The organism is Pontibacter cellulosilyticus, assembly GCF_014306105.1.
GTDB lineage: Bacteria > Bacteroidota > Bacteroidia > Cytophagales > Hymenobacteraceae > Pontibacter > Pontibacter cellulosilyticus.
Map to the genome: position 1 here is coordinate 475,246 of NZ_JACRVF010000004.1, position 24,072 is coordinate 499,317.

Sequence of the window (24,072 nt, forward strand, 5' to 3'; positions counted from 1 at the left end):
CTAAGTAATGGCTGTTTCTGCCAATATATGCAAAATCATATTTTTCATTAACTTGCTTTTATTGTGCGTTCACCAGTAAAAGGTGCTGCTAAAACGGAAAAGTTATAAAAATATGGCAACTATAGCTGTGGTGGCGCGTTAAACAAACCAAAACTACAAAAAATTAATAAGTGGTTTTTGGGATTAAAGGTTTACGATAATAAGAAGATTACAATTGAGGCTTTGATGGAAAAGGAAGCACTTTAATTGTAACAAAAGAAATAAGGGTGAAAAAAAAGCAGGAGCTTCTCCTGCTTTTTTGTTTATAGCTATTTTATGTCTGTGTCGGAGCCAACGTAGGAGTTTTTGAGCTGAGATGCCGGGGCGTGGCCACCTGCCTGCCGTTGCAAGTATAAAGTTTGCGTTGGGTATGCAAACTCGGCGCCATGCTTCTCCACTATCTCAATGATCTTGTAAGCCACTTCCTCTTTTATATTCACATACTCCGTCCAGTCCATCGACTCCACAAAATATAACACCAGAATATTTTTAGAGCTATCGGCTAATGTCTGGAAGCGCACGACGCCATCCTGGTTTGTGTTTGGGTGCTTGTCGATAAATTCCTGCAGGTCTGTGGTAATGGCCCGCAGCTGCTCTGATTTTGTGTCGTAGGTTAAAGTGATATCAAAATTCACTCTCCTGAAGGTGCGTAGCGTCAGATTGTTCAGTGGCTTATCGATCATGAACTTATTGGGCACTGTCACGAATGTCTTGTCTAAAGTGCGAATGCGGGTACTTCGGAAGCCTATCTTCTCTATTGTTCCTGTAATGCCGCCAACTTCAACTAAGTCGCCTACTACAAACGGATGGTCCAGGAAGATGGTGAAGGAGGCTAATAGGTTCTCTAGGCTTTCTTTGGCCGCAAATGCTAAGGCCAGACCACCTACACCCAAACCTGCCACCAAGCCTGCGACGTTTACTTCGAACACAGCCCCAAGCATCACCAAGAAGGCGAAGATCACGATCATTACCTTCGTGAAATCCTTAAAGAACGGCACCAGCTGGTCGTCTAGCTTAGAAGTGGTTCTCTCGGCCCGGTATCTGAATATGAGACCTATAAAATCCACGAAACGCATAAACACCCACGCAAGCGCCACAATAACAAACACCTGGTAAGTACGGAACATGAATGTTTTCAGGAACGGGTCGCTTTTGCGCAGCTGGCTAGACTCCAGTGGGTAGTCCAGCACCTGGAAAGCCAGGTACAGAAAAACAAGGAACAGGAGCACCTCCAGGGGGTGTAGCAGCAAGCGCCTGAACTCCGGCAGAAAGTCATCCTCTTTCGAGAATCTTTTCACAAAACGGTACATCAGCCCAGATAGAATCTTGGATAGTACCGTCTTAAAAATAAAGCCAAACAACAGGATACCCAGTGCCAGCAAGTACTCCGACACGGTATTTCCTAAAAACTCGTAACGTAATATTTCTTTCCAGTCAGTCATGGTTTATACTTTACAGCAACTGGCTAAGCGCAATCTCAAAGCTCACTTTTGCAATTTCAGTTTTCTGGCTGTGTTTAGCGTGTGTTTTCTCTAACGCCAGGCGAATGGTATTAGAGATGTCTGTAAAAATAGCCTCATCTGTTATCTCCACTTCACTCTCCATGAGGTAAGCAAAAACACGCGCCATACCACAGTTTGCAATAAAGTCCGGGATAACTGATAGGTTGCGATCGGCAAACTCACCTGTAGGCCCGAAGAAAATCTCCGGATCCTGGAACGGCACATTGGCACCGCTAGAGATAACCTCCATGCCATTGGCGATCATTTGCTCTACCTGCTCGCGCGATACGAGCCTAGATGCTGCTGCAGGTATAAATATCTCGGCTGGCACAGACCAGATGCGGCTGTTAACTTCTTCAAAAGGCAGCAGGCTTTCCGGGTTAAGCGCATTGCCCTGGCGGCTCAGGAACAGGTCTGTAATCTCTTTAAAAGAGAAGCCGTCTTCTTTTATCAGGCCGCCTGCTCTGTCTATGATGCCAACTACACGGGCACCTTTAGAAGCCAGGTAGTATGCTGCTGCTGCTCCAACGTTTCCCCAACCCTGTATAATGGCGCGCTTGCCTTCAAACTGGCCACCCCAGATGTCGTAATAGTGGCGCACAGCCTCTGCTACACCAAACCCGGTAATCATGTCGGCAACGGTATACTTGCGTGCCGTAGAAGGCGAGAAATGAGGATCCTCAATTACCTTGATCACGCCTTGGCGCAGCTGGCCTATCTTATTTATCTTTTGTGGTTCTGTCGCATTAAAGTGGCCATTCACGATGCCCTCCTGTGGGTGCCATAAACCGTAATCCTCTGTGATGGGAATTACCTCATGTATCTCGTCCACGTTCAGGTCGCCGCCAGTGCCGTAGTAGTTTTTAAGTAGTGGTATAACCGCTTTGTACCAGCGTTCCAGCACGCCGCGCTTGCGTGGGTCGGCGGGATCGAAGTTGATGCCTGACTTAGCTCCGCCTATGGTTGGGCCTGATACAGTAAACTTCACCTCCATTGTTTTGGCAAGTGACTCTACTTCGCGCTTATCCAAGCCTTTGCGCATACGAGTGCCTCCACCTGCAGCTCCGCCTCGCAGTGAGTTTATTACTACCCAGCCTTCTGCCTCAGTTTCTGCATCTTTCCACTCAAAAACTATTTCGGGTCTTTTATTTTCAAATTTCTCCAGTAGGTCTTTCATGCTATAAGGGATGTCTTTACGGTTGCGCAAAGGTACAAAAATACAGGAGAGGATGCACGCCTAGCGTACGCTTCGGAGGTTAAACAACTGCACTGCTACATAAAACAATTGCTTTATTGGTTGTTATAGTTATAGGAGCTTAGAAAGTATAATGTGCTCTGGGTTATCCTTTTGCGGTTATTAGGCAGGAGTAGTTGTGGTAACAAAATTAACTTGAATCCGTGTTGATTAGAAAGTGACTATATTTTATACAATGAGCATGGCGAAGTACAATAAACACTATGTTGAAAGAGTTCTGATATCCCGGAGAGAGCCAACTATAGTATAGTAATATGTTAATGTATTAGTATTTAGTATATCATATATCCAATTTTTTATTTTTTACGTAAATCTAAAATATGCAATGTTTGTTGCTTTAGGGATAGGGCGGCTGCGTTGCAGCACACAAGATAAGTGTACGACAATATTAAATTGCGCTGACACCACTCAGCATAATACTGTAAACACCGTATATATCTTATTGTGAATAAGATCGATTAAATGTATGTAGAAACTGTTAGGTATAATTTTAATTATGAAAAGTTTGTTATCAAGAGTTGAATCAAAGAAAATAGATAAGGCAGCTGCGATGTTGAAGGTGCTGGCACACCCTAAAAGGCTTGCTATAGTCGATTTGTTGGGAAAAGAAGACAAAATGACTGTAACAGAGATATATAAGCATCTTGACCTGCCTCAAGCTATCGCTTCTCAGCACCTTATTACGCTAAAGGATAAGGGAGTATTATCCTCGTTTAAAGTGGGTACAAAAATTTATTACTCACTTGCTATCCCTAAACTAATTGATGTTATAGATTGTCTTGAAGAATGTTGCATAGACATTTAGAAGAGGAGCCACCGGGAGTGGCATCCAGCGCAATTTGTAAAAGTACAAAAGCCTAAGGTCCTCGTAATTCATTTATAAATGAAGCTTACGGGGACCTTAGGCTTTTATATTCACTAAGAAAAATATGCTGTTTACTTGATTTTAGTGGCTTACTTCTTCCGACTGCTTTTCAAGGTCAAAAAGATCGTTTAGCAAATCTATAAGTGTCTCGGCCTCGCCTCTTTTACAGGCTGCTTTAAGCTGTAACACAGGAAGCTTGATGATCTTCTGCATCATAGATTTTGTGATGCTATCAAGGCGCTTCGTTTCTTCAGGTCCCATCTTCTTTAGATAGCGTGCCATTTCCTCTTGGCGGATGCTCTCCAGTGCGTTCTTCAGTCGGTTGATGGTAGGCGAAACAATCATCTCTTTAGACCAATCGTTAAACTGCTCTATAGATTCGGTGATAATCTGCTTAACCTGCGGTACAGAATTAATGCGACGCTGCAGGGCCTCAGAAGCTTTGTTCTGGATAGTGTCGATGTTGTACACAAGTACACCCGGTATACTTTCCAGGTCAGCTTCTACGCTACGCGGAACGGCAAGGTCTATAAAGAACTTATACGTCAGCACATCCAGGCGCTTAACCATCTCCTTGGTAAAGAATGGCGTTTCGCGGGCCACAGAGGAGATAATTACATCGGCCTCTTTCATGCCCTGAACGATATCCTCAAAAGGAAGTACCTCCAAGCCGCACTCTTCGGCAAGCGCCTCGGCTTTAGCCTGAGTACGGTTACTGATTTTTATGTTCTTAAAGCCAGTGTCTTTCAGATTGCGGCAAACATCAGCGCCTATTTCGCCAAGGCCAACTACAAGTATACTTGGTTCAATGATATCTGCTGTAAGCTCTTCAATCAGTTCGATAGCTGCATAAGAAGTTGATGCGGCACCATCTCGGAAAGAAGTTTCCTGTACAACGCGCTTGTTGGTAAAGAAAATCGTGTGCATCAGGCGGTGCAAGAACGGGCCAGCCGTATCGTTGTCGGCAGACCACTGGTAAGCCACCTTAACCTGGTTAGATATCTGCATATCACCCACTACCTGCGACTCCAGTCCCATCGATACATCAAACAAGTGCTGTACCGCGTCGTTGTGCTCATTTAGTACGGTGAAGTAATCAAGATACTTGGAAATATTGTCAATGCCTTTAGTGATGCCGAGCAGCTTAACAATTTCTTTGCTGTAATCGGTATCGGCATTGTAGTAGACTTCGGTGCGGTTGCAGGTAGAAAGTACCAGCACATCAGAAGCCTGAATAAAGCTCTTAAGCGTCTGGAGAAACTGCCTGCAGGAAGTTTCATCTAAGGCGATCAGTTCCCTGATATCCAGCGGCGCTTTCTTGTACGACAGGCTGATCGCTTTAAAGTTCTGAAGCATAATAACGTGTGTTCTACTAAAGTGCAAATTTACGTCTCAAATTTTTAAAATGAAACTTACTTGCCCTTAATGTTTAATTTATACTAATTTCAAATAAATTACGTGTACACTGCATGATACCCATCTACTCTCAGAAGAACAGAATAAAGCTTGTTGTTGTTATCATTGCCCTAATAATAGGTGCTGCTACTATTACGTATACCAACATTTTAGTTAGCAAACTGTCTGAAAGAGAGCAAGAACTGGTGCAGCTTTACGCTAAAGGGCTTCGCTATATGATCAATGCCCCCAGCGACGACAACATTGTCTTCATCGAAGAAGAGATCCTGTCAGCCAACACCACTGTACCTGTAATCTTAACAGATGAGTATGAAAATATCCTCGATTCTAAGAACATAGATTTTCCTAAAAACATTTCAGAAGAAAGGCGCGCTGAGCTATTACAAAAAGAAATAGAGAAAATGAAGGCGCAGCATGCTCCTATTGTGGTGCCATGGGCCGAAGGATCGGAAAATTATGTTTTTTATAAAGACTCTGCCTTGCTTTCGCAGCTGCGATACTACCCGTACGTGCAGTTGATCGTAATTGCCTGTTTTGCCTTGATGGCCTACTTCGCCTTTAGCTACTCCCGCCGCGCAGAGCAGAATAGAGTATGGGTTGGATTGGCCAAGGAAACTGCGCACCAATTGGGTACGCCGCTTTCGTCGCTGATGGCCTGGTACGAATACATTAAAGCCAGCCCTAAATTTGAGAACGAGCCAATAGTAGAAGAGCTGGGCAAAGATGTCAGGCGACTGGAGATTATCACCGAACGTTTCTCTAATGTAGGCTCTGTGCCACTGCTCCGCGACGAGAACATATTGCAGGTAACGCAGAACGCTATCAACTACTTGCAGAATCGCATCTCACGCAAAGTAGACATAACAATAAACTCCAGCTTTTCTCCTGATATTACTGCCAAGGTAAACATCTCGCTGTTTGACTGGGTAATAGAAAACATCTGCAAAAATGCCGTGGATGCCATGAATGGGCGTGGAAGTATAAATATAAACATGAGTTTATTAGGTAAGAGCGCCATTGCCGTGGATATAACAGATACTGGAAAGGGTATTCCAAAAAGTAAGGTGGCATCTGTTTTCTTGCCTGGCTATACTACTAAAAAGAGAGGCTGGGGATTGGGTTTGGCGCTTGCCAAGCGAATTATCGATAACTACCACAGAGGAAAGCTTTTTGTGAAATGGTCGGAGGTAGGCAAAGGCACCACTTTCCGAATTGTGCTGAATCGTTGATTTATTGAACTGTCTGCTTCTTAACTTGCTTGCTCAGTTTTATTAGAGAGCCGCAGTTCTGGAAATCCTGTTAATCATAAAATCTCATTAATCATTGACCTGTGTTAGAAGTAGTAAAGTATAGCGAGAAGTATAAGCCTGAATGGGATGCTTTTGTGGCAGGCTCGAAGAATGCTACTTTCCTATTCTTTCGCGATTATATGGAATATCATGCCCAAAGGTTCACGGATCACTCGCTGCTTTTCTACCGCAAGGGCAAATTAATAGCGTTGCTGCCTGCTAATGAACAGGAGCGCGAGGTAAGCTCGCATGGAGGATTAACTTATGGCGGTGTAGTAACGGATACAAGTATGAAAGTGGAGGTGATGCTGCAGGTATTTGAAGCGATGGTTGCATACTACCGGCAGCAGGGCTACACAAGTATAAAGTATAAGACTATTCCGCACATCTACCACCAGTCTCCCGCTGAAGAAGACCTGTATGCGCTTTTGAAGTATGGCGCTGTTCTTTACAGGCGCGATGTGCTGTCGGTGATAGAGCAGGTGAACCCGCTAAAGTATAGCCGCACACGCAGGTGGGAGATCAAGAAAGCTGAAGAATGTGACTGGCAGATTGGCTTGTCCATGGACTTTGAAAGCTTTATGCAGATGGAGGCACAGCTACTGAAGGAGAAGTATAATGCCAGCCCTGTTCATACTTCTGATGAGATGTCGCAGCTGGCAAGGCAGTTTCCGGATAATATAAAGTTATACACAGCAGAAAAAGGTGACGTGTTGGGTGCAGGGGTAATTGTTTATGAAACAGCGACTGTAGCACACTGTCAGTATATTGGCACCTCAGTGGCTGGCCGGGAGAACAAAGCCCTGGAAGCGATGCTGCACCACCTGCTAACAAGTGTATATGCCGATAAAAAATACTTTGATCTAGGAGCCTCGATGGATGCGCAACAGCCGAACGGGTTAAACAGCACTCTCTTAGCCAATAAAGAAAGCTACGGAGCCCGCGCCGTTGTGCACGATTACTACACGATACCATTGTAAAAGCAGAAGGCCCAACTAACACAAGTTGAGCCTTCTGCTTTTATTATACTTCCAGGTTTGCCTGCGCCGCCTGGTGCTGTACCGGCTCTGCTTCTGTGCCTGTTAAATTCTTCTTTCCTATTAATCGTATCAGTCCCCAAAGTATAGCTGCGCCAATGGCATAAACCAGAAGCCAGTGCACACCCCAACTTGACAGGTTGGTGCACACAAGATTGGCTACTAACGCCACTGTAATTGCGTAAGGCAGCTGCGTTTTCACGTGATCAATGTGGTTACAGCCAGAGGCAAGGGAGCTAAGTATGGTGGTGTCGGAAATAGGGGAGCAGTGATCTCCGAACACAGCGCCTGCCAATACTACAGATATTACATTATAAATTATAGGCATTGTCTCCTCTACGCTAAGACCCTGTGCCTGGCTTACGTACCAGGCAGCCGGCATCATAAGCGGGTAAAGTATAGCCATGGTGCCCCAGCTAGAGCCAGTAGAGAAAGCAATAACAGCTGCCAGAAAGAAAGTTATCTCCGGGAGGAAGTATGGAGAGATATTTCCCGAAAAAAGAGATGTAAGATACTCTGCAGTATAAAGCTCCTGCGTAACAGCCGCTAACGACCACGCCAGCACAAGTATAAGTATAGCCGGAAGCATGGTTTTAAAGCCAACCAGCAACGACTCCATTGTTTCGGTAAGGCTCATAATGCGCTGGCTAACCGAAAGTATAACAGCAGTTAATACTCCGCCAAGCGATGCCCAGATGAGTGCCCTGTAGGAGTTAGAGTCACCAATGGTGATAGAGAGTTTTCGCATGAACCCCAGCGTGGTATCGTTCCATACCTCTGCGTTGTAACCCGTGTATAAAAGGCCAGCTATTGTGCCAAAGATCACGACAAGTACAGGAAGCAGCGCATTAACAGAACGTGAGCGTGACTCATCTATCGGTTCAAATTCACTCATTTCCTGTTGCTGTTTCTCCTGGCCTCTGCGGTCGAGGCTGGCGGCTGTAACTGCACCGGTTTCACGTGCTCTGGTTTCTGCATGGTGCATAGCGCCATAATCCCGGTTCATTAGGATCAGCATCAGCATAAACACAAGAGTTAGCACAGGATAATATGCATATTCCAATGAGTGGAAGAAAAGCGAGTAAGCTCCTTCCTGAATACCAAGCGCTGTGGCGGCATCTTTTATATAACCAAGCTCCGCGCCGATCCAGGTGGTAACAAAGGCTATAGCTGCCACAGGTGCAGCAGTACTGTCTACCAGGTAGGCAAGCTTCTCGCGCGAAATGCGGTGCTTATCTGTAACAGGGCGCATAGTATTACCCACAATCAAGGTATTGGCGTAATCGTCAAAGAAAATGGCAATACCCAAGAACCAGGTTACCAGCTGCGAACTCTTCGCCGACTGGGCATACCTCGACAGCACGTTTACTACGCCTGCCATGCCTCCATTTTTAGAAATAATTGCTACCATGCCACCTATCAACATGGAGAAGATGATAACTGAAACATGGTCTCCGTCGGTAAGTGCTTCCATCAGGTAAGTATCGCCAACCGCTAACAAACCTGTAAAAATAGACTTCGCTGATAAACCATACACTACAAAACCGCCAATCCAGATGCCGGCAAAGAGGGCTAACAGTACCTCCCTAAAGATAAGTGCCAGCACAATAGCTATTAGTGGAGGAAGTATAGACAGCCACATAGGTATTTCCGTCATACCTTGAGTCGTGTCATCGGCGGGGCGGTAAAGCCGTGCTATCGTACGTGTACCAATATTTGCTGTAACCTGAACCAGTTTCGCCTCCTCTGCAAGAGAAAAATTGGCCTCTCCCTCTGTAAAGCTTACTTCCTGCAGCTCTCCATTTATTCTTAGTGATAAGGGACCACTGTACTTTACCTGATTGCCTACTTCATTTGTTGTGCTGATGGTATAGGCAGTGTCATTTATTGCATGCAGCTTCAGTTCTTCGATAGCGGCTTTGCCATTAGTAGTCACCTGAGCTTGAATACTTAGGGTGAGCAAAAGTAGAAACGTAAGGGTAAAAAACGATTTAAGGAACTTCATTTACAGGTGAATTCAAGAGTTATAACCCCTTAAGTAACTAAATTTTTTTGACTTAGCGAAAAATACAGGCATTGGCAATGTTGTTAGTGCTGCTTAATTAGCATGCTTGTAAATAAATTGCTGATTATTACGCTTTTAAGAATCGAGATATAAGAAATGTTATATTTTTGGCCTATAACAATGGTTTTTGTTTATTGACAGAGGTGTAATAAAGTACAATTAAAATATAAAATTATGAGATGTAAATATATGATTTTGTATATATAAACTAATGTATTTGTGTTTAACCAACTATTAATTTAACCATACAAATAATCTGCAGCTTATGTTATGCTTGCATAATATAATTTGATCAAGTGTATGTACAAATGTTGTGCTGGAACTTAATAATGCATATCTTCTATTATAATTCAAAAACCGCACTTAATCCTTTTAAACAAACTTGATACAGAAATAGAAGATATGTAATCCTAAAATCCATATATAATTATTTGTGCTAGAAATTGCACGGGTTTTGTATAGGATACAGGTGGTACAGTCAAATATTTCAATTTATTCCGGAAAATTGCATTGGCTGATGCTTCGGAAAAATGCTAAACAGAATTTCTGTAAAAGTTGTCATTATATAGTTAATTAGTTTATTCAATGCCTATGAGGATTTCTACTCACCTAAAAAAAATCAGTCAATGTATTTTTGGGCTTACGCTTTTATGGCTGGTGCTTGGTAGCACCTACGCTCATGCTCAAACTACTAGTTGGAGAGGAACATCCAGCGATGACTGGAACACAGCGGCAAACTGGACAAATGGAGTACCCACTGCCACTTTAGGAGCTGTAATAGGAGACGTTAACTTTACAGGCACCAACCAACCAACTATTGATGAGACTACTGCACTTGAAATAGCCAGCATTGAATTGCAAGGAACAAACAAGTCAGTAACGCTTACAATAACTAACGATTTTAATGTGGTCGTAAACGGTGATGTTATCGTAGGTAGTAACACAACACTGCTAAATGTTGGTACAAATGTATTTCTGAAAGGGAGCTTTACCAACAACGGTGTTTACTCTGAAGATACTTACAGAAGAAACAACGGTGCCAAAGGGCGTTATTTCCCCTCGTTAGAAATGCAAGGCACCGGTAAAACATTAGGAGGTACAGGTACAACAATTATAAGCCATATACTTATTAGTGGGAGTGTAACGCTGGGAGGTAATGTAGTGATAAAAGCACTAGTGTTGCCATCCAATGCACACAACCAAGTAAGGAGTACAGCCGATCTTAAAGTAGGTGGTACCCTCAACCCTGCTACCCATTTAGTAACATGGAGTGAAACAATTACTAGAGAGGGAGACCCGACCTCTGCTTATACAGGAGATTTTATTGTTGAAGCAGGAGGTACAGCTAAAGTAATGGCAGCAACTTACGCCGGCAACTATGGCAGAACCGCTACCTTGTATGCCACAAGCACCATAGACTATGCAGCAGCAACCGGAACACAAACTGTATTGGCAAGAAATTATGGTATACTTAAGATAAGCGGCGGAGGTATAAAGGAACTGGAGGCAAATACAACAGTATCAGATGTAGCGGCTACCACACAATTGATAGTAGAGGCAGGTACACTGGATTTAAAAACATTCAGTTTAAACAGAACCGGATCTGCTTCGCCTGTTGTAGGAGGTACATTAACTGTTGCAAATGATGCTTTTCTTAGAATAGGAGGTACAGGTACCTTCCCATCAGGATATAGCACTGTTAACTTAGGTCCGACTAGCACGGTAGAATATTACGGTACAAACCAGACTGTAGGCAGGCAAACATACGGTCACCTATTGCTTAGCGGGTCTGGCACGAAAAGCATGCCTGTGGATATTTTTACTGTTGCAGGTAATTTTAGCAGTACTGGTACAGTGAACTACGCAGCAGGCAACGATTTTACTGTACTCGGAAATGTAAATATAGGTTCGGGTACTACCTTAGGCGGAAGCACCAGAACCATAACAGTAGGTGGCAACTGGACAAATAACGGAGTGTTTACACCAGGAAGTAGTACTGTAATTATGAATGGTGCAGGTATGCATATAATGCGTGCATCAGGTACAGTACCGTTTCACCACCTTAGCCTTACAACAGGACAGATAACCTCAGCAGTTGACGTAGAGGTGTTTGGCAACCTTGCCACCACCGGGAATGGTAAGTTTACAAGTACTGCCAACCTTACTATGTCTGGCAATAGCATGAGTATCACTGGCGAGAACATCACTCTAAATAATCTGATTGGGAACGGCACCACAACAACCACGGCTATACTGGCTGTAAATGGCAATCTTACAGTAATTGCTGGTAAATCGTTTACGGCAACTGCAGGTATCGTAAATATGCAAGGCACAGGTGCTACTATAGCTAACAGCGGTACACTGCAATTGTATAGCTTGCGCATATTGGGTACAACTGGCACAATGTCTAATTTCTCAGTATCTAATAACTTAAGTGGCATAGGTACTCTAACAGCAACAGCCGGAACTGTAACATTTAATGGGGCATCAACATTTGGTGGTACGCACTTGCTGCACAATGTAACTGTGCTAACAGGAAACACGCTAACGCTGAACGCAAGTGCCAATATGGGTATATCCAATGATTTGGTTACAGCAGGGGCAACATTAAACGTTACCGCCAATACACCGAACACCATCACCTATAACAAAGTAGGCACTCAGAATGTAATTGGCAGAGAGTACTTTAACTTGGTAATCAAAAACAGTAATACCAAAACAGCTACAGGTGCTATTACAGTCTGGGGCAATATGACTGTTGAAAATAGCTCTGGTTTTGCGGCTGGTAGCTATGCACACAGCATTAAGGGTAACTTGATCAATAGTGCTGGTGCTGCCTTTAATGGCGGCACAGGTAAGATTACATTCGACGGTACTTCAAACGGTAGTGTTACAGGTATTGGGACGGTTTTCAATGAATTAGAAATTAATAAATCTGTAGCTTCAAGTTACCTGGAGCTTGCCAACGATGTGCAGACGAAAAACCTGACTGTAACCTCTGGATCATTAAGAACCGGTATATATACTATTACCGTGACCGAGAATCGAAACGGTAACGGGTGGGTGTTTGGTACCATAAAAAGGCAACATGCTTTTACGGCAAATGCTCCTTACGCATTTGCCGGTCCCAATAATAACATCACTTTGACATCTACGGCGGATGTTACAGCTATTACAGTTACAAATACCTCGGGTGTGGTGAGCAGCTTTGCAAATGGCAGTGCCATAAACCGTAGGTATGATGTAAATATATCAGGAGGAAGCAACTATGCAGGTACGCTCCAGTTGCAGTATAACGATGCCGAGCTTAATGGTAATAGCGAAGCTACAATGCAGTTATTTTATGCTCCATCTACTACAGGCCCATGGGAGGCAAAGGGAGCAACAGGTCGAGATGCCTCCCAAAACTGGGTAGTTAGTAATACTCTAACCAATGTAACTGGCAGCTGGACCCTATCTGAGAGTGCAGGTATTTTACGCTGGGTGGGAACAACCAACACAGATTGGTACACTGCAACTAACTGGCAGCAGGCAAATGGCTCGACTGCAACACAGGCTCCTCAGGCCGGGGATATAGTTGAATTTGGTGGGGTTACAACTGTAGCACACCAACCTACTCTTGCAACAGCAGCTACCGTAAAGGCCATTCAGTTTTTGGATAGCGGTGCTCAAATAACCTTAACTTTGAGCGGAGCAACTTCAGCATTAACTGTAAGTGGCAACGTGGTAGCCAGCGGAGCCGGTACCACATCCAGAGTCAGCACAATAACATTGACTGATGCGGCTTCAAAATTGAATGTAGGCGGCGCTGTGGTGCTTTCAGGAGGTCTAAATAATAACCTTAACCTTCAGGTTGGTGCAGGTACTGTAACCGTTGCAGGCGAAATTAACCAAAATAACTCCAGCAGCCTTACAATAGCTGGCGGTACTTTAAAAGTAGGAGGTGACTATAATTACTCAAACGGTAGCTTTGCTGCCGCCGTTGGTAGTACTGTAAACTATGATGGAGTGGGATCTCAGATAATAGCCCCGGTTAGTTATCATCATCTTACAATAAGTAAGTCTCTCGGTTTAGCTACCTTAACTGCTCCCGCTGCACTTACTATCAATGGTAACTTGACTATGAGTGCTGCCGAGGTTCTTGTGCTGCGTGCGACTGATCTTACTATCAACGGCAATGTTACGCAGAGTAGCGGTACTATTGACGCCGGAAACTCAACACTTAAAGTAGCTGGCAACTGGACCAGAACAGCAGGTACGTTTACACCAGCCACCAGCACTGTGATATTTAATGGAAGCATAGATAGTTTTATAGGAAATCAGGCAGATGCAACAACTACATATACTTTCAACAACCTTTCAGTTTCTAAAACAGGTACGGCTGTATTTACTGTTAACAGCAACATCAGGATCAATGCTGATCTGGATGTTATAAGCGGTACTGTTAGTCTTGGCTTAAAAACTATTGCCAGAACAGCACCAGGTGGCAATTTTAATATGGGCAGCACAGGAGTATTGCTTTTAGAAAATTCAAATTTCCCGGCGAACTTCACTAGTGTATTATTAAATGAAGGTAGCCATGTTAAATATCAGGGTACTATCAACCAATTAGTTGCAGCTGTAACTTATGGTCACCTGACATTTGATAACAAAAGCACATTAGGCGATGGTACAGTTACATCTAAAAAGTTACAGGCTGCTACTACTGTTATTGGCAATCTAACTATAACAGATGATGCTATATTAAACGGAGATGCCCAAACTTTGACTCTTAAAGGTAATTTTAGTCTGGCAACAGGAGGACAATTTATAGCAGGACCTACTTACAATGAAGGTACCCTTGTGCTGGCTCCTGTAACTGTAGAAGTTAAAACAGCCAAATATCTGATAGGTGCTATCACAGTACATAATATGCTGTTAGAGCCTTACGCCGACTATACCCTTTCTAATGCTGTTAACACGAATAGTCTTACTATAAAGGGTGATTTTAATAACCAGGGCAGTATAAATGGAACTACGTTAAGAGCAACTTTTGAAGGCAACTTCATTAATACAGGAGATTTATTAAGTAGTGGTACGGCAGCTTTTACAGGTAATAGGCAACAAACTATACAGCTGCGTGCTCCTATCACACCGGCTGGTATTAACCCTTTAAACAATAAGCCGGCACCACCTACGGTAGAGTTTAATGGTTCTATGCCGCCAGTTCTGAACTCAACAACTGCTCCACAGTTTGGCTCTGTAATCATTAACAATACTGGTGGAGTTACTACAAGCGTAAATTGGTTAGTAGGAGGTGTATTATATGTTAAACCAAATGCTAAGTTTCACGGTGGAAGCTTTACACACATATTTGCAACAGGTATAGATAATGAAGGATTAATTACAAGCTCAGGAGTTATGTACCTGAATCCTATCGATCAAGGAATAGTAAGTATTCTTCCGACAAACCCATATTATCCATTTAAATTAGGCTTGTCGCCTGATGCATTTCAAAGCACCGGTACATTGCGCATAGGTGGTACAGAGATGCTAGCTCTTTTGGGTTTTGTGCCGGGTGTACTTAATAATGTTATTGTAGATAATACAAACTCAGTGGGAGTTAATGGCACTTCTATTAGTTCATCGCTGAGTTTACACTCCAACTGGAATATAAAAGGTAATTTAACTGTAGCACAGGGTACAGTATTTAATACGGGTACTGCAAGCGAGTACACGTTGGCAACTTCAGCTACAACATCGGTACCAATGTCTTCTGGTTTCTATACTGTAGGTGGTAACCTTATAAACAACGGTACCATAAATGGAGCAGGTAGCAGCTTTACACTTACTAACACTGTAGGTCTTGCAAAAGAAACTCCTACAGCTGCATCGGTAAGTGGTACCGGCAGTACTACTATGGGAAGTCTAACCATCGAAACAGGTGCAGGAGTGGCTATTGGTAAAACAGTAGCTATAAACCAAGACTTTACTTATAAAGGCGCTGACCTTAATACAACTGGCGGGCTATTAAGGTTTGAGGGTACAGGTAACAGTCTATTAAAAGCACCTGTTAATGGAGTAGTAAGTATAGGAAATGTTGAGGTTAACAAAGCATCAACTGCTATGCTAACCTTAGAGGCTGGCATAAACGACCTAAATAGGCTAAAAGTCTTAGCTGGCACACTAGATATGGCTACCTACAATGTGGTTAAACCCGCTTTACTGTTAGCAGGTGAAGATAACCAATCTGAAGTTTTTGTTGCCAACAATGCTGTGCTTAAGATAGGCGGCAAAGGTACAGTACCTCAACTGCAACTCGATAAATATACGTTTGCTGAAAACAGTACTGTAGAGTATTATGGTGGCAGCGCCCTTGCAGATATTCAGCCTGTGTTGAGTGTACAGTATGGTAACTTATCGTTTAAAAACACAAGCACTAAAACGTTTGATGCAGGTACGGCCAAGATAGCTGGTAATTTTACAGTTGCTGCCGGTCCTGCAGTAATTGCTCCGGCTACAATAGAGTATAATGGAACGGCAGCGCAAACAGTAGCCGCTATTAATTACAACAACTTAACACTGAGCACAGGTAGTGCGAAGACTTTGGCTACTGGCACAACAGGCATAGCAAATGCCTTTACAAACTCTGGAAGTTCAGCTGTTAATGCAGTTGCTAACAGCACCACCGTAAACTACAACGGTACAGCGCAAAATATTCTACCGATAAATTATCACAACCTGGCACTAAGTAACAGCGGAATAAAGACTTTCTCTGGAACAACAGGTGTTGCAGCAAGCTTTACCACAGCCGGAACAGCAACTGCTGATTTAACCTCTGTTGAGACTACCATTGACTTCAACGGTTCAGGTGCGCAAGCTATTCCTGGGCTAAACTACAGCAAAATTCTGGTATCAAACGGAGCTACTAATGCTAAGAGCTTAGTAGGTAATGCTAACGTAGCAAAGGAGCTAAGGCTTTCTAATGGCAGAATTACAACAGGTTCAAATAAGTTTATACTTGGCAGTTCAGCCACAATTGTGGAGACGGCTGCAAATTATGTAACGGGTTTGGTAGAAACACAACGCACCATGACAACAGCTATGGAAAGCTTTGGTGGGTTAGGAATCAGTATCACACCAGCAGTCTCTCCAGGTACAGTAACTGTGCTTAGAGAAACAGGAAGGGCAGTAACTGCCTCGAACGGTAATCAGAGCATTTTGCGAAATTATGCCTTTACGGTACCGGGAACTAACTCGGGATTAAATGCTACAGTAACCTTCAACTATTTTGAGCACGAGTTAGGGACATACGATGAGAACTCGCTGCTACTTTACCACTCTAAGGACGGAACCAACTGGACACAACATGGCAGTTCTGTGCCGGACCCAACGAACAACAGGTTAGGAGCAACTGGTATGCAAGCCCTAACAAGCATGACATTGGGCAGTTCATCAATGCCATTGCCGGTTGAGCTTAAGTATCTGCGCGCAGAGAAGCAAGGCCAATATGCAGTAATAACTTGGGAAACAGCCAATGAAGAAAATAACAAAGGCTTTGAGGTGGAAGTATCGTTAGATGGTGTGCAGTATAAGAAATTAGGCTTCGTAAGTAAGGCAACCGCTTCATTAAGGTCTGGAGCCCTATACACTTATACAGATACAGAGAAAGGCAAACTCGGCGTACGTTATTATCGACTGAAACAAATAGACCATGACGGTGCCTTCAGTTATTATGGCCCACGTGCATTAACGTTTAACAAAGAGGCTTATGTTGCTGCCACAGCGTATCCTAACCCATTCCAAGGCAGTTTACAAGTAAACTTTTACTCTGAAAACTCTGGAGTTGGCAAGGGCATCCTTTATACAGCATCGGGCAGAGCAGTTTACGAAGAGTCTATCGATGTATTAGCAGGAATAAACAACTGTAAAATCAAAAGTAATCTGCAACACCTTAGTTCAGGCTTATACCTGTTTATTATTGAGGTTAACGGTAAAAAGCAGAGTATAAAAGTGGTAAAGGAATAATCAAATCATACCTTATTAAAAGGGCACCTGCTTGCAGGTGCCCTTTTTTTTATGCCTGTCCGCCACAGCCATAATTACTTATTAAATAACAAGGTAGGAGAGATATAACAACATTTATGCTACTACTCTATTTTTACAAAGGTCAGTAGTTAATTATATGATCAGGGCTTTTGTGATTGCTTGATACAACGTTCTATAAAAATTCTCAATCTTTTTTTTGGCTTTTACCAAGACTGTATTGCTTCTATATGCTTAGAGGCAATTAGTATTTGTATTAGTTATAATAATACATAATTAAGTGCAACTAAAGTGTGCATATAATAGTAAATTTATATATATTAATTGCAAGTTTCAAAAAGGCTTCGCCACCAAGCAACAGCATATTAAAATCAGCATTAAATAATCAAGTAAATTATTTGAATATTTAAAACGCAAAAATCAGTGCAATTAGAATGCTTTGTGCACTACAATACAGTCCAATAAGAACTCCAGTTAATACACTTTTTCATTACTCACATGGAGAAATGTATGTCGTTTTGCCTAGTAATCAATTTATTAGATAGATGTAAAGCTTATGAGAATTTTTACTGCTCTAAAAAAAATCCGATGTTTTGCATTTTGGCTGCTAATAATGGCAGTGTTACCTGCTTATATAGTGCAAGCTCAAACTACCACCAGTTGGATAGGAAGCAATAACAATACAAACTGGAATACATCCACTAACTGGACGAACGGCGTGCCTAGTGCAACAAAGCATGCTATTATAGGTGATGCAAATTATCCGTCAAACAGCAAACCCCCAGAAATTGATCAAACCTCTTTGGCTGAATGCCTTTCTTTAACAGTAGGGGGTGCGCGCCCAATAAAGCTTCTAGTATCAACTGACAAGGGGCTTACTGTGCGCGGTGATGTTATTATTCTTTCAAATGGAGAAATAGAAAATGAAGGTTCTGACATAAATGTGGAAGGAAATTGGACTAATGACAACATCTATCTTGAAACTGTCTATACAAAAGGAAAATCTACGAGAGCCCAGAGTGTTAAGAATCCTACTATAAGCTTTTCTGGTGCCGGAAAAACTATTGGAGGAACAGCTGTGAATAATTTCAGTAACCTTACTATATCTGGTAATATACAGTTATCCTCAGGAATTAATTTGGTTACACTTACGCCATCAAACAATTCTACTGATGTGCTGCCTACACTTACGGTGAGCGGTACTTTAGATCCGGGGGTGCATCTTGTAAATATACCGAATGTTGCGGGTACTAAATTCGTGTTTAATGAAGGAGCAACTATATTTATAAAAAGCACATCACTGGTTAGCGGCTCTTCCTATTATGCTAACTTCTCCATCAGGCCGACAACTATGTTTACTTCAAGTGTGTTTAATTATGCTGGAGGTAACCAAGTAATTGAAAGCGATATCACTTACGGTATATTACGTGTTAGTGGAAGCGGCACTAAAACACTAGATGGAAATACTGTTGTATATGCAGCACAGGGCACACAGCTTGCTATAGACGCAGGCACCCTTGATTTGGAAACTTATACTTTGGATAGAGGATCCAGTCCAGGGGGGGTGTTATCTATGGCTTCTGGAACTACTCTGCGTATAGGTGGCATAAACACACTTCCGGCTAACTATGTTACCTACACTCTTGATGCAAATAGTACAGTAGAGTATTACGGCACCAATCAGCTAGTCACCAGTGTAACCTACGGGCATCTTTTGCTCAGCAACACCGGTACTAAGACCATGCCTGCAACTGCCATGACGGTGGCTGGTAATTTAACAAGCACAGGTAGTGTTAGCTTTACTGCAGGTGCTCCCATTGCTGTAACTGGTAATGTAACAATAGGCACAGGCACTACTTTCAATGGAGGTAGTGCTACGCATACGGTTGCAGGTAACTGGGCTGCCAACGGTACGTTTGTAGGCAATGCCAGCACTGTAACCATGACAGGAGCAGGCAAAACTATCTCCAGCACGGCAGGGGCAACAGAGTTTAATAATCTGACGCTAAGTGGAACAGGTACAAGTATAACGGTGCCAGCCTTAACTATACGAGGAAACCTTGCCGCTACAGGAGGCCTAAGCCAGGTAGCTGACGGCACCATCACCATGCAGAACAGCAGCAGCAAATCTATCAGCGGCTCAGGTATTAATTTTCAGAACCTTACCATCGACGGTGCTGTAACAACAGGTTCAAATTTTACAGTTAATGGCAACTTTACAACAAACACAGGCAGAAGCTTTACGGCAAGTGCAGGAACTGTAAGTATGGCTGGCGCAGGCAAAAGTATAGCGGGTGCCGGAAGTATGAACTATTGGGGCTTGAATATTGCTGCAGCTACATCCACTCCGAGTTCCTTTACTGTTACCTCTTCGCTTAGTGGAGTCAGTGCGCTAACAGCATCTGGCGGAACAGTAACTTTTTCCGGTACTTCTACTTTTGGAGGCACTCATTACCTGAACAACGCAGCCATTACAGGCACAAGTATGCGTATGCTGGCCAACGCTAATCTGTACATTGCAGGTGCTATGACGAGAGCAGGTAGCTCTTTATTTGATGTGAGTTCCAGCATACCCAACTCTGTACACTACAACGGAACCAATCCACAAAGTATACTGGCCACCACCTATCACCACCTTATACTTTCTAATGCAGGTACTCAGACAACAGGAGGAGCTGTAACTGTAAACGGGAATATAACTCTTGCTACTGGCAGCACTCTTAATGCAGGTGCGTTTAGCCACAGTATTCTGGGCAACTGGATCAACAACGGTACATTTAACCATGATAACGGTACCATCACGTTCACAGGCGGGGCAAACGCAAGTATAAGTGGCACTACAACCTTTGGCACCTTGGCAGTAAATAAAACAAGCGCAGCCAATACATTAACCCTGAACAACAATGTTACCGCTACTAACCTGAGCATGGCAAGCGGAGACATCCTGACGGGGATCAACAAAGTAATATTGCTAGGAGACAGAACCGGCAATGGCTGGGTTATTGGTACATTATCCCGCAGTCATGCCTTCGCCGATGGGGTATCCTATGCCTTTAACGGCCCTCACGCAAAAGCCACCTTTACATCACCGGGTAGTATAAGCCAGGTTGATGTTACCTATACTGAACAGGCTATTAGTGGCTTTACCGTTGGAACACCTGTAACAGGCAAGTACACAGTAGCCATACCGGCCGGATCATACAGCAGCGGCAATTTACAGCTGCAGTACCGCGATGCTAACTTAAATGGAAACAGTGAGAGCAGTCTGAAATTATATCAATACGATGCAGGCCTGTCAAGATGGAGAACCTACGGAAGAACGAGCTTTAACAGCACAGATAACTGGGTCAGCAGAAGCAGCCTAACCAACCTAGCAGGAGAGTGGGCGATGTCGTCGAGTGCAAGCATTTATAGCTGGGTGGGTGGCACGAGTACTGCCTGGGAAACTGCAGCCAACTGGATCGATGTAACAGACGGAATGGGTGTAAGTGCTACCGTAACTCCATATAGCCAGGATGTGGCTATACTTGGAGAGGTGGCCCCGATAAACCATCCTGTAATAAACTCGGCGGTTACAGTAAGTGGGGTACAGTTTAAGGGAACAGCCACTACAAACTTAAGTATAGGCAGCGGATCGCTAAATGTAACAGGCAATTTATCTGCAGTAGGAGCTGGCGCTTCTCATACTTTGTCAACCAACAGCAACAGTCTTACGGTAGGCGGTAATCTTACCCTGAACGACGGCAGTGCGGGCAACAACATCTCCTTGGTTAATGGATCGGGCAGTATAACAGTATCGGGAAGTATAACGCAGCCGGCCGGTGCAAGCGTGTCACTTGGAAGCGGTAACCTCAATATCGGGGGTAACTACAATTATACTTTAGGAGCCAGCTTTACTGCTGGTACCAGCACCGTTACCTACAACGGTACAGGTGCGCAGGCAGTGGCAGCCCTGCCATACCATCACCTTAGCATAAACAAACCAACTGCTACCACGGCAACTTATACTTCCGGAACTGCACAAGCCATAACAGGCAACTTATCAGTTAGTGGCTTAGGCAACCTGTCGCTCGATGTTCCTTCTATGGATATTGCTGGCGGAGTAAACATTGCTGGTGGCACCTTAACCGGCAACGGCTCATCTATCAGCTTACAAGGCAACTGGAGCACAGCTAGCGCATCTTCTTTTGTGCCGGGTACCAGCACAGTGATTTTTTATGGTGGAGCAGCACAAACTGTTTCGGCTACAACCTTTAACAACCTTATCATCAACAAAATAGCTGCATTAACTACTGCTGGTAACTTGGTGCTTAACGGTAACCTGGATGTGCAAAGCGGAATATTGGTAATGGACAGCCATACCGTGAATAGAAGTACCACAGGTGGCTTACTGCAGGTTGCCAATGGAGCTACTATACTTACAAGAGGTACAGTAGGCTTTCCGGCTAACTTTAACACAAACACGCTTGGCATAAATAGTAATGTTATTTATGACGCCGGAACCTCTTCGATAGCACCTATAACCTACGGAAACTTAACCGTGCAAGGTAGCGGCACCAAAGGGTTGCAGGGGAACACACAGGTAGCTAACGGCATGTTGGTAAGTGCGGGTGCTGGAATAAGCGGAAGTGCGGTTGCAAACCTAACGTTAGCAGGTAATTTGCAGAACAATGGCACTTTAAACACTGTCACAACAAACCTGATCTTTACAGGAGCAGGAGCACAATTAAGCGGCAGTGGTAGCACTTCCATCAATAACTTAACTGTAAACGCTGGTGCCGATCTTGCTATCAGCCAAAACACAAAGCTTGAAGGAAGTCTCGTGAATAATGGCACAGCATTGAACGCTGCTTCAGTGGAGCTTGACTTTATTGGCACTGCGGCGGCAAGTATAAACTCTGCATCCACTCCGATTAGCATTGGCAACCTGAAAGTGACTAAAACAAATGCAACTGTTACACTTGCATCAGATATAATCTCTCTGCAAAACCTGGTAGTGAGCAGCGGTACATTTGATATCGGCACCAGAACAATTACAGAGCATGCCAGCGTAATTTCCGGCCTCTCTGTTGCGGCAGGAGCTACATTAAAGGCTGGCGGCACAAATACACTTCCAGCACTTGATAACTACATCTTTAACTCAAGTAGCACAATGGCGTACAGCGGTAGCGCCCAGCAAGTGAAAGTGCTACAGTACGGCAACCTGACTCTGGAAAACGCAGGTGTTAAAACGTTTGGTGTGGGTACGACAAGTATAGCAGGAGCCTATTCTATAACAGGCGGAGCCAGTGCAGACATGCTAACTAACAGCAGCACTATCAACTTCAATGGCACCGGAGCACAATCCATTCCGGGTTTAGCCTACCATAGTATAACAATCAACGGAGGTAATAGCAAAACACTGTTAGCCAATGCCACTGTTACCACTGATTTGCGGTTGACAAACGGCAAAGTTAGCACAGGCTCTAACAGGTTTATACTTGGAGGCACCGCCACTATCGTAGAAAATGAAAATAACTATGTTATCGGCTTTGTGGAAACACAACGCAATGTAAGCACAGCGCTGGAAAACTTTGGAGGAATCGGTATTGCTGTAACGCCAGCTGTTTCGCCGGGTGCAGTGACGGTGGTTCGGGAGACGGGTAGGGCAATCTCAGCATCGAACGGTAACCAAAGCATCCTTCGTAATTTCTCCTTCACGGTGGCGGGTACCAACGCAGGCCTAAACGCTACTGTTACGATGAACTACTTTACCGACGAGCTTGGCTGGTATGATGAAAACACCCTGTTGCTCTATCACTCCAAAGACGGAACCAACTGGACCCAGCATACAAGCTCTGTTCCAGACCCGACAAACAACAGGCTTGGGGCGAACGGGCTGCAGTCGCTCACGCGCCTGACGCTGGGTAGCTCCATGTCGCCGCTGCCAATAGAGCTAAGCTACTTTGCTGCGCAGAAGCAAGGACAGAATGCGGTGTTAACCTGGATAACTAAAAGCGAGAAAGAAAACAGAGGCTTTGAAGTGGAGGTGTCTGCGGACGGAAAAAGCTACCGCAAGATCGGTTCAGTAGAGAAGGGTACAGGCACCTCGGCAGTGGAAACACGCTATACTTTTACTGATACTGAGCCAGGTAAGAGCGGAGTTCGCTATTACCGCTTAAAACAACTGGATCGCGATGGCACCCACGCTTACTATGGCCCTAGAGCTGTGGAGTTTGGTAACGCAAGCCAGCTTGCCGCAACAGCTTACCCTAATCCGTTCCAGAGCCAAGTGAATTTAAGTATACCTGCAGAGGCAGTAGGCATGGCTAAGATCAGGTTGTACAATACGGCAGGAAAGATGTTACTGGAGCAAAAAGCAATTATGGAAGCCGGAACAAACTCCTTTACGATTGATACAGCAGGCAAAGCAATACCAGCCGGTGTATATGTGATAACAGTAGAAGCCGGAGGGCAGCTGCAACGCCTGAAGCTTCTAAAAGAATAATCGCTCCTAACCCCAACCCCAAACCTATACACCCTTAAAACAAACAGCCCCTGCAAATATTTGCAGGGGCTGTTTTTATGTATGCTAAACTT

At 43.9% G+C, this 24,072-nt stretch carries 9 protein-coding genes; 5 read left to right on the top strand and 4 right to left on the bottom strand.

Annotated features, from left to right (window positions below; all coding sequences use genetic code 11):
• Positions 1-308: 308 nt before the first annotated feature.
• A complete protein-coding gene (locus H8S84_RS15460) occupies positions 309-1,481 on the bottom strand; it encodes a mechanosensitive ion channel family protein (protein ID WP_187068255.1) in 1,173 nt (390 codons plus the stop codon).
• A gap of 10 nt (positions 1,482-1,491) precedes the next feature.
• Entirely contained in the window at positions 1,492-2,718 is a 1,227-nt protein-coding gene (locus H8S84_RS15465; protein WP_187068256.1) for a Glu/Leu/Phe/Val dehydrogenase dimerization domain-containing protein, read from the bottom strand.
• Between the two features lie 574 nt (positions 2,719-3,292).
• On the opposite strand from H8S84_RS15465, the gene H8S84_RS15470 reads away from it, so the two are divergent.
• Complete coding sequence (locus H8S84_RS15470) at positions 3,293-3,601, top strand: ArsR/SmtB family transcription factor (protein ID WP_187068257.1); 309 nt, start codon at positions 3,293-3,295, stop codon at positions 3,599-3,601.
• Between the two features lie 141 nt (positions 3,602-3,742).
• On the opposite strand, the gene hemA is transcribed toward H8S84_RS15470, so the two are convergent.
• On the bottom strand, positions 3,743-5,017 hold the full coding sequence (hemA, locus tag H8S84_RS15475) for a glutamyl-tRNA reductase (RefSeq protein WP_187068258.1): 1,275 nt from the start codon (positions 5,015-5,017) through the stop codon (positions 3,743-3,745).
• A 113-nt stretch (positions 5,018-5,130) separates the two neighbouring features.
• On the opposite strand from hemA, the gene H8S84_RS15480 reads away from it, so the two are divergent.
• Positions 5,131-6,306 (top strand): ATP-binding protein, encoded by a 1,176-nt coding sequence (locus H8S84_RS15480; protein ID WP_187068259.1) that lies wholly within the window; start codon positions 5,131-5,133, stop codon positions 6,304-6,306.
• Positions 6,307-6,407: 101 nt separating this feature from the next.
• Positions 6,408-7,346, top strand: a complete 939-nt coding sequence (locus H8S84_RS20230; protein ID WP_187068260.1) for a GNAT family N-acetyltransferase — start codon at positions 6,408-6,410, stop codon at positions 7,344-7,346.
• Positions 7,347-7,389: 43 nt separating this feature from the next.
• Here H8S84_RS20230 and H8S84_RS15490 read toward each other — a convergent pair whose 3' ends face one another.
• Complete coding sequence (locus tag H8S84_RS15490) at positions 7,390-9,408, bottom strand: Na+/H+ antiporter NhaC family protein (RefSeq protein ID WP_187068261.1); 2,019 nt, start codon at positions 9,406-9,408, stop codon at positions 7,390-7,392.
• A gap of 651 nt (positions 9,409-10,059) precedes the next feature.
• Here H8S84_RS15490 and H8S84_RS15495 point away from each other — a divergent pair.
• A complete protein-coding gene (locus tag H8S84_RS15495; RefSeq protein ID WP_187068262.1) occupies positions 10,060-17,475 on the top strand; it encodes a T9SS type A sorting domain-containing protein in 7,416 nt (2,471 codons plus the stop codon).
• Between the two features lie 631 nt (positions 17,476-18,106).
• On the top strand, positions 18,107-23,980 hold the full coding sequence (locus H8S84_RS15500) for a T9SS type A sorting domain-containing protein (protein ID WP_187068263.1): 5,874 nt from the start codon (positions 18,107-18,109) through the stop codon (positions 23,978-23,980).
• The last annotated feature ends 92 nt before the right edge of the window (positions 23,981-24,072 follow it).

Coding starts and splice junctions, on each gene's coding strand:
- H8S84_RS15500 (WP_187068263.1), top strand. CDS start 18,107: ATGGCAGTGTTACCTGCTTATATAGTGCAAGCTCAAACTACCACCAGT.
- H8S84_RS15465 (WP_187068256.1), bottom strand. CDS start 2,718: ATGAAAGACCTACTGGAGAAATTTGAAAATAAAAGACCCGAAATAGTT.
- H8S84_RS15480 (WP_187068259.1), top strand. CDS start 5,131: ATGATACCCATCTACTCTCAGAAGAACAGAATAAAGCTTGTTGTTGTT.
- hemA (WP_187068258.1), bottom strand. CDS start 5,017: ATGCTTCAGAACTTTAAAGCGATCAGCCTGTCGTACAAGAAAGCGCCG.
- H8S84_RS15490 (WP_187068261.1), bottom strand. CDS start 9,408: ATGAAGTTCCTTAAATCGTTTTTTACCCTTACGTTTCTACTTTTGCTC.
- H8S84_RS15470 (WP_187068257.1), top strand. CDS start 3,293: ATGAAAAGTTTGTTATCAAGAGTTGAATCAAAGAAAATAGATAAGGCA.
- H8S84_RS15460 (WP_187068255.1), bottom strand. CDS start 1,481: ATGACTGACTGGAAAGAAATATTACGTTACGAGTTTTTAGGAAATACC.
- H8S84_RS15495 (WP_187068262.1), top strand. CDS start 10,060: ATGAGGATTTCTACTCACCTAAAAAAAATCAGTCAATGTATTTTTGGG.